Source organism: Streptococcus sp. 32226D021BW (assembly GCF_053545015.1).
Map to the genome: position 1 here is coordinate 65,354 of NZ_JBPPVC010000005.1, position 13,756 is coordinate 79,109.

Below are 13,756 nucleotides of genomic sequence, written 5' to 3' on the forward strand. Positions count from 1 at the left end.
CACGAAATTTCACTCACTAGTTTTACGTGATAGATTACATAATTTGTCTTAATAGCAACTTTTAAAATTTGAAACTAAAGTATACAAATTATAAAAAAACTGATATAATCATTCGTAAAGTTATAACTTTACATAGAGGTTTGTAGATATGTTCGCACACAATAGACTAAAAGTCAAGAGGATTGAAAAAAAAATAAGCCAAACTGACATTTCAGCTAAAATTGGTGTCAGTAAAATGGCTTATTCACTTTGGGAAAACGGAAAGACTAAGCCCAATCAAAAAAATTTAGTGGCACTTGCTGAAATATTAGAAGTTGATACCACCTACTTTGAGTCAGAGTACAATATCGTCAATAACTATCTTCAATTAACGACCTATAACCAACAAAAAGCTGAAGTGTATGTCGAAGAGCTACTGCAATCTCAACAATCTGATAAAGTAGTTCATCTTTATTCCGTTTCAGTCTTATCAGATGTTGCTCTTTCAGCTGGTCTAGGAGAAGGTTTCTTTGACGAGTTTGAAACTGAGACAGTCTACTCTGATGAGGAACAATACGGTTACGACATTGCTGCTTGGATTGAGGGAGACTCTATGGAGCCTGTCTATAAGAGTGGTGAAGTCGCACTAATTCGTTCAAACGGATTCGACTATGATGGAGCTGTCTATGCATTATCATGGAATGACTCTGTTTATATCAAAAAGCTCTACCGTGATGAGGATGGATTTAGAATGGTTTCCCTGAATAAGGACTATCCTGAGAAGTTCATCCCTTATGAGGATGAACCAAGAATTGTCGGTCTAGTTGTAGGACATTTTATGCCTGTCGAGGGAGTTTAGTCATGAAATTAAAAGATATTTTAGAACTTGGAACATATAGTTTCAATCCTGATTGTAAAGTTGAGATATTCAATATGGACAACTTTGAAGAACGACTAGAAAATGAAGGATTCGATGAAATTCTTATTCCTCAAAATGATGACGTAACAATCTATCCTTACGCATTTTTGATTGAAAATTCTATTTTAATTGCTATGACCGAGGAGGATGACAACACCAATGAATGTTAAAGAAATGATTTACATCAAAGACGAACGTATTATCTTCATCCCTGATAAATTTGAATATGACATCACTGACTACATCGGTGAACTTATCGAAGAGCTAGAAAAACTTAAAAGGAGATAATCCTATGGGCTATATCGACTATTCTATTGAACCTCAAAGTGACATAGCCTTCCTCGATATGAAGTCCTTCTACGCTTCGGTAGAATGTGTGGATAGAGGTTTGCATCCGCTCTACACATCACTGTGTGTCATGAGCCGTGCAGACAACTCGGCAGGATTGATTCTCGCTTCTTCTCCTATGTTTAAGAAAGTCTTCGGAAAAGCAAATGTAGGTCGTTCCTACGACTTGCCATTTGACATAAACACTCGAAAATTCAGCTATCAAAATGCATGGAAACAGGGAATTGAGGTAACACCAAAGTATAAATCGTTTATTGAACACTGGGCAAAGCGTACACTCATCGTTCCTCCTCGAATGGACAGATATATTGAGAAGAATCTAGAGATTCAGCATATCTTTCAAGACTATGCTGCTCCTGATGATATTCTGCCATATTCGATAGATGAAGGCTTTATTGACCTGACAAGCTCACTTTCTTATTTTATTTCTGATAAGTCAATGTCAAGGAAAGTTAAGTTAGATAATGTTTCGGCTATGATTCAAAGAGATATTTACCGTAAAACAGGTATTATCTCAACTGTTGGAATGAGCAATTCCAATCCTCTTCTAGCTAAACTAGCTCTAGATAATGAAGCTAAGAAAACTGCTACAATGAGAGCTAACTGGTCATACGAAGATGTAGAAACCAAGGTATGGGCCATTCCAAAATTAACAGACTTTTGGGGGATTGGTAGTAAAACCGAGATTCATTTACACAAACTTGGTATTCATTCAATCAAAGAACTGGCCAATTTCAATCCTGATATTCTCAAAAAAGAATTCGGTAAAGTCGGTGTTCAACTTTGGTTTCACGCCAATGGAGTTGATGAAAGCAATGTCCATGAACCCTATAAACCAAAATCACGAGGATTGGGTAACTCACAAGTACTCCCTCGAGATTATAGAACCCAAAGAGAAATTGAAATCGTATTAGCTGAAATGGCTGATCAAGTTGCTAATCGTCTTCGCTCGGCACATAAAAAAGCTACTGTCGTTTCTATTCATATTGGCTATTCTAGAACTGAGATGAAAAAATCAATTAATGCTCAGAAAAAAATTGACCCAGCAAATCTTCCAAAAACAATGGTTGGTCATGTACTTGAATTATTCCGAAAGAAATACACCTCTGGTGCAGTGAGGCAAATCGGTGTGTCTTATGGTGGCTTTGTAGATGAAAACTTTACTCTACTGTCACTTTTTGATGATGTAGAACAAATTGAAAAAGAAAATAGACTTCAGACAGCAATTGATGTTGTCAGAGAACAGTTTGGCTTTTTAGCTATTCAAAAAGGAACCGTCCTAACCGAAGGTTCCAGAAATATTGAACGTAGTAAACTTATCGGCGGTCATTCCGCTGGTGGATTGGAGGGATTAAAATGATTGATCGTTCATACTTGCCATTTCAGTCAGCAAGAGAGTACCAGGATACTAAGATGCAAAAATGGATGGGCTTTTTCCTATCTGAGCATACATCAGCACTCACTGACGATGCAAACAAAGTAACGTATATGTCAGATTTGTCACTGGAGAAGAAATTATTACTCCTCAGTCAGGTGTATGCTGGGCAACTGAACACGCGCATTCATGTTGTTAAAAAAAACAATCGAGTTTCCTATACTGGAACAATACCAAGTCTGACCAAAGATTTCATTTTGATAAAAACTACAACAGGTCACATTAATTTGAAATTGAAAGACATTGTTAGTATTGAACTTGTAGAGGAGGTGCTCTATGAATCAGCTTGAATTTCAGCGTAATCACCTGCAAATGGACTATTACAGCGAGAGCTACCAAGATTTTGAACGTGACTTCTACCGCTACTCCAACATGAATATTCCATTGACCTTCCTGACCGATGATATCCTCAAAACAATGGCGACTTCACGTAAGAATTACTTTGTCCTCAATAAGGAAAAGTCCAGAGATAACCGCGATCACTTCTTCATATTTGAAGTAAGAACCTTAGAAGAGAATCCACTAATCTATCATTATACATATAAGAAAACTACAACATATTTAGCAGAAAAATAGGAGCAGTTCGATTTACTGTTCCTATTTTTAATCTTCATAAAATCTCAAGTCTTTATACTCTTTAACAATGGAGTCGCCAGCCAGAACAGACTATACTGACCAGCGACTACCTAAAATTTAATGTTTCAGCTTAATTTTCTTATCTCTAATTTCATAAACTACATCAGCTACATTTTCGAGTAATCGTTTATCGTGGGTGATAAACACGATAGTTCCGGTGTACTCCTTCATTAGTATTTCCAAAGCCTCTAAACTTGGTATGTCAAGGAAGTTACTGGGTTCATCCATTATTAGGATGTTATATCTACCCATGAGCATTTTAGCAAGCAACAATTTTATAATTTCTCCACCGCTTAAAACAGATAAGCTTTTTCCAATATCGTTCTGTTTGAACCCCATAGATGCTAGCACAGAACGAATTTCTGATATATTGTAATCACAATCCTTCTGCATAAACTCCATAACATTCTGATTACTGTTGTACTTGTAACCATTCTGTGCAAAGTAACCTATTTTTGCCTTAGGTGAAATAGAAATTCCTTCTTCATGGTTTAAGATCATTTGGATTAAAGTTGTTTTTCCGGTTCCATTACCACCCGTTAATGCCACTTTTGCTCCTAGCGGAATTTGAAAAGATGCATTTTCAAACAGTGCCTTATCCCCAAATACTTTATTAATTTCCGCACCGACTATAGGGTATGGATTATGGAGCTCCAATGCTTTACTTTGCCTGAAACGAATTCTGCGAATGCCTTCCGGAGCTTCTACTTTTCCTAATGCCGCAATCCTGTTCTCTAGGGATTTAGCGGCATTATGCATCTTTTTTTCCTTACTTCCTATTGATTTTTGATGAGCTAAACGCCCTCCGCCTTCAGTACTTTTTTTCTTTGAAGAACCTTTTGCCTTCTGTTCTATTTTACGAGCCTGTTTTCGCTTTTCCTCCGCAGCCCTTTCCAATCGAGCACGTTCCGCAATAAATTGTTCGTATTCTGCAGCTTGTCTCTTACGTTCTTCCTCTTTCTGACGAAGATAATCAGAATAGTTTCCCCAATACTCAGTGATTTTGCCATCTTTCAGTTCCCATATTTTATCTACTATTTCATCAAGAAAATAGCGGTCATGGCTAATAACTAACAGTGCACCTGTAAAATATTTTAGCTGTCCTATTAGAAAATCAATTCCTTCACGGTCTAAATGGCTCGTAGGTTCATCCGCTAAAATACCATGAACCTGTGCCGATAAGGCCTGTGCTATTTTAAGCCTTGTTTCTTCACCACCGCTCATGGTCTGTATATTTAATTGCTCAACACCTAGCTTGCCTACAAGCGCAAAATCTTTTTCCTCCTGCAGAGTTACTTCGTCCAACTGGGGAATATAGGCAAGTTCACCCAGATGATTCATTTTACATCCTGGGGGAATTAATTCTCCTAAAAGTACCTTGAATAATGTGCTTTTTCCTGCACCATTTGCTCCTACTAAACCAATACGGTCATAATCATATACTTCTAATTCATTTATATCTAAAACATCGTGTCCTTTGAATTCCACACGAATGTCTTTTGCTTTTAATATTAATTCCATAACATTTCCTCCTGTCTATAATCGCATGCTTTCATTTGCTTGTACGCAGGAAAAACCCTGCGATTTTAGCAGGAAGAATTACATGAAAATAAGATACATAAATATCCCTCCAATATTGTTTATTTTAAATCTAATTTTCTAATCTCATTTATCATTGGGCAAACTATTGCAATGCAAATAATTAAAATACCTGATAGTAAAAACCAATGATTTACACCGATTCTATCAGCAAAGAGTGCAGAAAGAATTAATCCAATTGGCATAGCAAGAGACATGATACTTCCAGTTAAAGAAAATACACGTCCTAAATATTCAGGCTTAATTTTCTCCTGAAAAAGAGCTGTTTGCACACCGCTGTAAAACGGAACAGAAAGCCCCATTATTGCACAGCAGACTACAAAAATGAAAAATCCACTTTGGGGAAGTAATCCTGAAATGGTTAAGCTTATCCCCATCATAAAAATGGATGCCGTTATTAATAAGATTCGCTTTTGGTAATTCCCAAATAACCCTAATAATAGACCCCCTATCAACATTCCAGATGCAAAGGAAATTTCCGTAATAGAAATATGCACAGGTGTTCCATTAAAGTAATCCATGCTAATTAAAGGGAATAGTGCATTAATTGGCATATAAACAAACATATATAATGTTCCAACGAGTAATAAAGCAAATAATCCTTTATTTTGCCGTAGTACAGCCATTCCTTCTTTCATTTCTCTTATGAAATTTGGGTCCAAACTTTGCACGCGATCACCCAGCTTAGGAATACGTACAATTGCTACCGTAATAGATGCAATCACAGCACCCAATACATCGATGGCAATAATAGCATTTAGTTCCCAAACGGAGTATAAGAGTGCTGCAACCGCCGGACTAACAATATAGCTTATAGACTGCAAAGACTGACTATAGCCTGCACATTTCGTAAGCTGTTCTTCTGGTACTAAAAGTGGCGTAACCGCATTGAGAGCCGGGGTGTGAAAAGCTGTTCCAATGCTACGGATAAACAATACTATCATAACCATCCAGACAGGTAGCTCCATATAGAATGCAACAATAGTAAGCACCGAACCAGCTGCTGCGATAATTAAATCAGCACCAATCATTATCTTCTTCCTATCATGACGATCCACTAGCACACCAATTGCAGGTCCAAAGACCGCATAGGGTAAAAAACCTAATAGTGAAGCCATAGACAAGACCATCGCGGATCCAGTTTTTTCTGTAAGGTAAAAAATAATCGCCATTTGCAAGATGGCACTAGTGATTAATGATACTGCTTGCCCTGCCCATATTGTATAAAACTTAAGTTTCCAATTGTTGTATTTTTCCATTTATATTATCTCCTGCATATTATTTTGCTTAAATTTCTATTTTGAATAGCATTATAGGCAATAAAAAAATTCAGGCCTAAATCCACAATGTGGCTTTTGGTCTGCATACATACAATTTGGAAACATTCATATTAAAGACATAGTTAAATAAAGGTATAGTTAAATAAAGGTATAGTTAAATAACCAATATCCTCACCGTAACTAATGAATGCTCAATATCGTATAAATAAGCACAACAAAAAAGCCTATCATCGGGTATAGATTCTGCTTTTTTTATTGCCAGCTTATCTTAAACGCATTGAGGCTGTCATAGTTTCGGTTCCTCCTACATCTTTGTTTATATCAATTTATAGTATAACACAACAAGATGATATGTTCAATATAAAAGTTATGGAATGAGTCTCATACTTCCAATTCGATGCCAGATTTAAAGGATATGACGAAGTGTTCTTCATAGACTGTAACGCTCTGGATTATCTTCCTTAGTAGCAAGCGATTAGCTTTCACAAAATCTTCTGTTTGTAGTTTTAAAAATTCATCAGGATTTTCTAACTCAACCTCAAAATATTTCATTTTACATTCCCTCATTTCATTTATTGATAAATTGAGTTTACAAAAAAGAGTGGACAATTTTTGTCTACTCTTAACCTTTAAAATAGTTTTTTTTAATCGATTTGAAGTCGCCTAAATTATTACTTATTCGGTAAAATGAAGTATTGCTTTCAACAGATTTCCTTCAACTACACTTCACTTGATTCAAACAAGGTGGGTACATTTCTATTCCCACAAACTCCTTGTCAATGGAAACAAACACGTACCCACAGGGTAAATGGAAATAGAAACTGATAATTTCTAGCTATCACTTCTACTCATTCCAAAAATTTTCTCACTCTGATACTTACCCACCATAAAGCAAAAAGCCTTGCAATCAAGGCTTTCATTATCCCTTTCGTTCCAAGGTATCTAGGCTTTTACGAGCAGAGCAACACACTCGATGTGATGCGTATTCGGAAAAAGATCCACCGGCCGTACCTTAGTCAGTTTATACCCCAATTCCTCATAAAGCTTAATATCACGCGCCATGGTAGCGACGTTACATGATATATAGACAATTTTCTCAGGCTCTACAGAGCTACTTGCCTTGATAAAGCTCTCAGTCAAACCTTTTCTTGGCGGATCGACAAAAATCACCGTTGGCTTAATTCCGTCAGATACCCATTGTTGCATAGCAGACTCCGCACTATCGCAGACATAAGTCACATTGTCAATTCCATTTCGAACAGCATTCTTCTGACTGTCAAGGACAGCCTTCTCAACGACTTCCACACCATAAATATGCTTGACCTGTTTGGCAAAGGACAGTCCAATGGTTCCAATTCCAGAATAGGCATCAATTACGACATCATCTGCTGACAAATCTGCAAAATCGATAGCTGTCTGATAGAGTTTTTCGGCCATTTCTGTATTGACTTGATAGAAAGACGGTGCAGAAATCTCAAATTCATTGTCCAACATGCTGTCTACAATGGTTTCACTGCCATGCAAAAGACAGAATTCTTGACCAAATATCGCATTGGTATTCTGATCATTGATGTTCTGAATAATAGAAACTAGATTTGGAAACTGACTTATCAACCGTTCAATCAAGGTTTCAACACGGAAAATTTTTGGTCGAGTTGTAACCAAAATCAACATCAATTGGCCTGAATAATGACCACGACGAACAACAATATTTCGAACAAGTCCTGTCTGTTCCTTTTCATCGTAAGGCTTCAAATCCAATTTCCGTAAGAGATCACGAGTAGACAAAATCAAGCTATCAATTTCCTTATCTTGAATATAAAAATCTTCAATCGGTACTAAATCATGCGAATTTTTACGGAAAAAGCCCGTTTCCAACTGACCATTGACACGGCGAACAGGAACCGCTGCCTTATTACGATAGGCAAGAGGACTATCCATACCGAGAGTACTTTCGACTACAATTTCTGAAATGCCCGCAATTTTGCGCAGACTATTTTCAACTTGCTTTTTCTTAAATTTAAGCTGGGCTGGGTAGTTCAAATGCCCCAGGTCTGCAATACCCGTTCTTAGATAGGTCAAATCTAGGTCTTGGTTGCGGTCTGGTGAGTAGCTCTGCCATTCTTCCACCTTACCAAAACCAATATTTTTCTTAAGCTTCAAAACACGCATAGACACTTTCTCACCTGGCAGTGCATTGTCCACAAAAAAGACAAAACCATCCAACTTGGCAACCCCCTGCCCCTCATGAGTTAGGTCTACAATTTCTACTTCAACAACATCATTTTTCTTTAACATAGTACTACTTTCTATTTTGGACACTAAAAAAGTGACCGAAGTCACTCTCTAGTATATCACATTTTTTATCGTAAGCCCAAATCAGTTAAGCGCTGTTGGTACTTTTCAAAATCAACTCGCAGGGCCATGCCACCATACATATCATAATCGTCAATCCAATCCCCATTTTCAGGAATGGTGATGCGTTCGATGCCATTAGCTGCATCCATAACAACTCCCGGTCCATGAAAGAGCATGAAGGCCTGGGGAACTGTTGTTGGGGTCATCGCCACTACTTTACCAAGTGCTTCAGCACCTGAAAAGAGCTTCATAGGATTTTTAGCCTGGGTCATGACAGCCGACAAGACTTGTTGCTGACGCTTGGTACGACCGAAATCCCCCTCATCATCTGAACGATAACGCGCGTAGTTAAGCAAGGTTTTACCATCCATTTGTTGAACACCAACCTGAATGGTTTGATATGGGGGTGCATTTTCCTCCAATTGCAAATCATTTGGCACTTCCACCGAGCTAACCGTTTCTCCATCTATGGTTGAAAATTGTGCATCAATAGTCACACCCTCTGGAAAGAGTGTATCAATTGTTGTCGCAAAAGTCGCAAAATCAACCATAGCATAATAGTCAATATCAATATCAAAATTGTTTTTCAAAGCCTTACGAACTTCTTCAGCTCCCTGCTGATTATCCTGCACTCCAAGGGTATAGGCGGTATTCAATTTATACTCATAACCCTCAATATCGACCAAGGTATCCCGCATAAAACTAACCAGTTTGACCTTATTATCTGCATTATTGATATTTAAGACCATAATGGTATCTGTCCGTATTTCGTCCGTGCTTTCACCTGCACGTCCATCCGTACCCAAAATCAAAATATTGGTACCATTAGCAGAACTGACCCCGTTAAATACTTCAGCAGTAGGCTGCTCACTCACACTATTCAGGCCCTTAATGAAACTAAAGCCCAAAGCAAAAACAAATAATAAAAGGACTACGGCTAGGAGCCTGAAAATCCGCTTTACTCCCCATTTCTTTTTTTTCTTTGGTTTCAGTGGCATTTTAGGGACATAGTCCACTAATTCTGCTCTCTCACTAATCTGCTTTTTTCTTCTACTTCTTCTGGACCTAGTATCCGGATAGGCTGGAAGAAGGTCATCATCTGCCTTAGCAACTTCCTCAGACCAGTCATCACCTACAAAGTCCTCAGAAAACACAGGACTTTCATCATTCACTTGCTTTTTCGGTATCCCATGTCGAATACGGAGTTCCTTCTTGTAAAGAAGATAATCCAACTCCTGTCGCTCTCTATCATTTAAATAATGAATATTTTTCTGTAAATAATCCAACCGCAACTCTTCATGATGGGTTAAGATTCCTTTGTTTTTCGTCATACGTTCATCTTTATCCTAACTAGCTAGGTACACTTGATAATTACCTAGTATTTTACATGATATTCCCAAACTCGTCAATTCTTCAAGGGAGTAGGACAATAGGTCCTCAGATTGATTTTCAAGGTCCAGTATAAAAAAATACTCTCCCAAGGCTGTTTTTAAGGGCCTACTTTCAATTTTTGTCAGACTAATTCCTCTCCAAGAAAAAACTGACATAGCTTTATATAAAGCTCCTGGTAAATTATCAGGCAAAGTCAAGGCCAAACTAACCTTTTTAGTCACTTTCTGAAGGCCAATCTCTGGAATTTCATTCCCCAAAATCCAAAATCGTGTAAAATTCTCACTCATTTCCTGAATATCCTTGGCAATGACTTGCAAGCTATATTCCTCAGCAGCAGCCAGTGGGGCAATGGCCGCAAAAGGCTGGTCTGGATGCTCAGCCACATACCGAGCTGCATAGGCAGTACTAGCTGTCACTTCAATCCGAGCATTTGGAAAATGTTCAAGTAGGTATTTCTTCCCTTGTGCAATAGCCTGGGGATGAGAATAAATGACCTCAATTTCCTTATGAGGTGCTGTCGCTAGTAATTGCTGGGCAATAGGCTGAACAATTTCGGCTACTGCATGAATTTCCGCCTGATGAAATAGGTAATCAATAGTCTCGTGGACACTACCCTCAATAGAGTTTTCAACTGGAATAACAGAATAGACAACCTGCCCTGTTTCATAGGCTTTAATCACTTCTGTTATAGTTCCAAATGCCTGCAAATCAGCATTCGGAAAGGCCTGTTGCGCAACCTGATGCGTAAAGGACCCTCGTGGTCCTAAATATGCTACTTGCATAGAATCTTCCTTGCTACTTGTTCTGGAGTAAGTTGGTCTGTATTGATAATGGTAGCTGCCAATCCTTGATAAAGGGCCATGCGTTCTTGATAGATAGTTTCAAATTCTTCCTTGCTATTCTGCAAAAAAAGCGGGCGGTGTGATTGACTATCCTGGCTAATTCGCTCGTAGGCAACCTCAAATGAAGCTGTCAAAAGAACATTATTAGCCTTATTTTCTAATAATAACTGACGATTGAACTCTGATTTGACCACACCGCCACCAGTCGATACAAGACAGTCAGCAGGCAAAGCCAATAATTCTTTCAAGACTTCCGTTTCAACTTTACGAAAAGCAGCTTCTCCTTCGAGCTTGAAATAATCAGCGATGGTCATGCCAATCCGTTCTTCAATAATTTGGTCCATATCGTAAACAGGGAGATCCAACAAACGTGCTGTGGTTGATTTTCCAACTCCCATAAATCCAAGTAAAACGATTGGCATCTCTTCTCCTAGTCTATCAAACTATTTAAGTGATCAAAGAAGGCTGGATAGCTAGTATTGATAGCCTCCGCTCTCTCTAACTCAACTTCTCCATCCTGAGCCAAAAGGGCCGCAATGGCCGTCATCATACCAATACGATGGTCACCGAAGGTGGTAACAGTCGCACCATGCAAGGCAGTCGGACCATGAATAATCATACCATCATCTGTCGGCTCAATCTTGGCTCCCATGCTATTAAGGGCATCGGCCACCACTTGGATACGGTCTGTTTCCTTGACTTTCAATTCTTCAGCATCACGGATAATCGTTGTCCCATTGGCCTGAGTGGCTAAAAGAGCAATAATCGGCAACTCATCAATCAAGCGTGGAATGAGATCTCCAGCAATTTCCGTCCCCTGCAAGTCAGAAGTTTCCACCGTAATGGTAGCAGATTTAGCAAGTTCATCAATATCTGACAAGGTCATCTGACCACCCATGGCCTTAATAACGTCAAGAATTCCTGTACGTGTTTCATTGATACCAACATTTTCAAGAACGATTTTTGAACCTGGTACTATCAAGCCAGCTACCAACCAAAAGGCTGCACTAGAAATATCACCCGGCACCGTAATCTCTTGACCTGTAAATTCTTGGCCACCTTGGATACGGATTTCTTTTCCATTGACCGTCAACTCACCACCAAACTGAACAATCATATCTTCCGTGTGATTGCGTGTCAACTCTTTTTCAATGATAACACTTTCGCCTTTAGCTTGTAAGGCTGCAAATAGCAGAGCAGACTTGACTTGGGCCGATGCTACAGGGAGTTGGTAGTTGATTGCTTGTAAATTCTTGGTTCCTTTAATTGTCAATGGAGGCAAATCTCGATCGGTCTGTCCTGAAATCTCCACACCCATTTGGCTAAGAGGAATAGTCACACGATCCATAGGACGTTTAGACAGTGAATCATCACCAAACATAGTCGCTTCAAAGTCTTGACCTGCTAAAACTCCAGAAATCAAGCGGATAGATGTCCCTGAGTTGCCCATATCCAAGTGATTTTTTGGAGCTTGAAGACCTTCAAAACCAACACCATGTACTTCTACAATGTCGCCATTATCTTCAATTTTTACACCCAAATCACGAAAGACCTGCATGGTAGACAATACATCCTCTCCACGCAAAATATCATGAACACAAGTGACGCCTTTTGCAAGGGAGCCGAAAATGATAGAGCGATGGCTGATTGATTTATCACCCGGAACTCGAATTATTCCTTGTAATTTTTCAACATTTGTTCTTAATTTCATAACTCATACCTCGAAATAGTGTTAGACCTATTCTATCATATTTATTGAATATTTTCAGATTTTTTTGGCAATTTATATCTAAAATAAATATATAGAGAAAACTCATAAAATATTTATGAATGAATTTTCGGAGTTCACTGCGATTTTATCAAATGTACCTTAATTTAAGTTTAAAATTCCTAAAAATCATGCTATAATTAAGAAATATACTAATCGAAAGAGGACTTCTATATTGTTTACACCAATCAGTGAAAAAATTGACATCAATCAAGTGCGAGAGCATTCTAAATTATCTCCAGAAACACTTGCTAAAAAACAAGCCCGTGACCGCGAACTTGAAGCGATTCTAAAAGGTGAAGATGACCGACTTCTCTTGGTTATCGGCCCATGTTCTTCTGACAATGAAGAGGCCGTTTTGGATTATGCTCACCGCTTGGCCAAGCTCCAAGAAGAGGTCAAAGATAAAATTTTCATGGTTATGCGGGTCTACACTGCTAAGCCACGTACCAATGGTGATGGTTATAAAGGACTCATGCACCAACCAGATACAGATGCCGCTCCTAGCCTCATCAACGGTATCAAGGCTGTTCGGAATTTGCACTATCGCGTCATTACCGAAACTGGCTTGACAACAGCCGACGAGATGCTTTATCCAGAAAACCTGCCATTGGTTGACGATTTGGTTTCTTACATTGCCGTTGGTGCTCGTTCTGTTGAAAACCAACAACACCGCTTTGTTGCTTCAGGTATTGACGTTCCAACTGGCCTTAAAAACCCAACATCCGGTAACCTCAAAGTCATGTTTAATGGTATTTTTGCAGCTCAGAAGAAACAATCCTTCCTCTTCAACAATACAGAGGTCGAAACATCTGGCAACCCGCTTGCTCACGTTATCCTTCGTGGTGCAGTCAATGAAAATGGGAAGTATTTGCCAAACTACTACTACGACAATCTCTTGGAAACCATCGAACTCTATGACCAGTTTGGTTTAAAAAATCCATTTATCATCATCGATACCAACCATGATAATTCTGGCAAAAATTATCTGGAGCAAATCCGAATCGTACGCCAAACCTTGATTAACCGTGACTGGAATGAATCCATTCGCAACTATGTTCGTGGATTCATGATTGAATCCTACATCGAAGATGGCCGCCAAGATAATCCAGATATTTATGGTAAATCCATTACAGACCCATGCTTAGGCTGGGAAAAAACGCAAGAACTCATCCGAGAAATCCACAGTAGATAGGAAAA

The 13,756-nt window shown here is 38.7% G+C and carries 15 protein-coding genes; 7 read left to right on the forward strand and 8 right to left on the reverse strand.

The window, feature by feature from the left end; all coding sequences use genetic code 11:
* The first annotated feature begins 148 nt into the window (after positions 1 to 148).
* The 6 genes from ACEE44_RS04610 to ACEE44_RS04635 are packed head-to-tail and all read left to right on the forward strand — an operon-like array spanning position 149 to position 3,257.
* Complete coding sequence (locus tag ACEE44_RS04610) at positions 149 to 838, forward strand: XRE family transcriptional regulator (protein WP_449171420.1); 690 nt, start codon at positions 149 to 151, stop codon at positions 836 to 838.
* Between the two features lie 2 nt (positions 839 to 840).
* The gene (locus ACEE44_RS04615; protein ID WP_449171421.1) at positions 841 to 1,068 is read left to right on the forward strand and encodes a hypothetical protein; all 228 of its coding nucleotides are present in this window, start codon (positions 841 to 843) and stop codon (positions 1,066 to 1,068) included.
* Positions 1,058 to 1,186, forward strand: a complete 129-nt coding sequence (locus ACEE44_RS04620) for a hypothetical protein (RefSeq protein WP_260619457.1) — start codon at positions 1,058 to 1,060, stop codon at positions 1,184 to 1,186. The genes ACEE44_RS04615 and ACEE44_RS04620 overlap by 11 nt, the downstream gene beginning before the upstream one ends.
* A gap of 4 nt (positions 1,187 to 1,190) precedes the next feature.
* Positions 1,191 to 2,606, forward strand: a complete 1,416-nt coding sequence (locus tag ACEE44_RS04625) for a Y-family DNA polymerase (RefSeq protein ID WP_449171422.1) — start codon at positions 1,191 to 1,193, stop codon at positions 2,604 to 2,606.
* Positions 2,603 to 2,971 (forward strand): hypothetical protein, encoded by a 369-nt coding sequence (locus ACEE44_RS04630; protein WP_074414515.1) that lies wholly within the window; start codon positions 2,603 to 2,605, stop codon positions 2,969 to 2,971. Before ACEE44_RS04625 ends, ACEE44_RS04630 begins: the two co-directional genes overlap by 4 nt.
* On the forward strand, positions 2,958 to 3,257 hold the full coding sequence (locus ACEE44_RS04635) for a DUF5960 family protein (RefSeq protein ID WP_001072466.1): 300 nt from the start codon (positions 2,958 to 2,960) through the stop codon (positions 3,255 to 3,257). Before ACEE44_RS04630 ends, ACEE44_RS04635 begins: the two co-directional genes overlap by 14 nt.
* A gap of 117 nt (positions 3,258 to 3,374) precedes the next feature.
* Here the strand turns inward: ACEE44_RS04635 and msr(D) are convergent, their stop codons facing one another.
* From msr(D) to aroA, 8 genes are all read right to left on the reverse strand, one after another.
* Positions 3,375 to 4,838, reverse strand: coding sequence for an ABC-F type ribosomal protection protein Msr(D) (gene msr(D) / locus ACEE44_RS04640; RefSeq protein WP_044679108.1), 1,464 nt, complete (start codon positions 4,836 to 4,838; stop codon positions 3,375 to 3,377).
* Positions 4,839 to 4,957: 119 nt separating this feature from the next.
* A complete protein-coding gene (gene mef(A), locus ACEE44_RS04645; RefSeq protein WP_018374806.1) occupies positions 4,958 to 6,175 on the reverse strand; it encodes a macrolide efflux MFS transporter Mef(A) in 1,218 nt (405 codons plus the stop codon).
* 402 nt (positions 6,176 to 6,577) lie between these two features.
* Entirely contained in the window at positions 6,578 to 6,748 is a 171-nt protein-coding gene (locus ACEE44_RS04650; protein WP_002941306.1) for a hypothetical protein, read from the reverse strand.
* A gap of 390 nt (positions 6,749 to 7,138) precedes the next feature.
* Positions 7,139 to 8,494 (reverse strand): 23S rRNA (uracil(1939)-C(5))-methyltransferase RlmD, encoded by a 1,356-nt coding sequence (gene rlmD / locus ACEE44_RS04655; RefSeq protein ID WP_449171423.1) that lies wholly within the window; start codon positions 8,492 to 8,494, stop codon positions 7,139 to 7,141.
* 65 nt (positions 8,495 to 8,559) lie between these two features.
* Positions 8,560 to 9,885, reverse strand: a complete 1,326-nt coding sequence (locus tag ACEE44_RS04660; protein WP_449171424.1) for an LCP family protein — start codon at positions 9,883 to 9,885, stop codon at positions 8,560 to 8,562.
* Positions 9,886 to 9,900: 15 nt separating this feature from the next.
* The gene (gene pheA, locus ACEE44_RS04665) at positions 9,901 to 10,728 is read right to left on the reverse strand and encodes a prephenate dehydratase (RefSeq protein WP_449171425.1); all 828 of its coding nucleotides are present in this window, start codon (positions 10,726 to 10,728) and stop codon (positions 9,901 to 9,903) included.
* Positions 10,719 to 11,210, reverse strand: a complete 492-nt coding sequence (locus ACEE44_RS04670; RefSeq protein ID WP_449171426.1) for a shikimate kinase — start codon at positions 11,208 to 11,210, stop codon at positions 10,719 to 10,721. Before ACEE44_RS04670 ends, pheA begins: the two co-directional genes overlap by 10 nt.
* Positions 11,211 to 11,218: 8 nt before the next feature.
* Positions 11,219 to 12,499 carry a 3-phosphoshikimate 1-carboxyvinyltransferase gene (aroA, locus tag ACEE44_RS04675; RefSeq protein WP_449171427.1) on the reverse strand — a complete coding sequence of 427 codons (1,281 nt, stop codon included), beginning with the start codon at positions 12,497 to 12,499 and terminating at the stop codon, positions 11,219 to 11,221.
* Between the two features lie 229 nt (positions 12,500 to 12,728).
* Between aroA and ACEE44_RS04680 the strand changes: the two genes are divergently transcribed.
* Positions 12,729 to 13,751, forward strand: a complete 1,023-nt coding sequence (locus ACEE44_RS04680) for a 3-deoxy-7-phosphoheptulonate synthase (protein WP_449171466.1) — start codon at positions 12,729 to 12,731, stop codon at positions 13,749 to 13,751.
* Positions 13,752 to 13,756 lie beyond the last annotated feature (5 nt).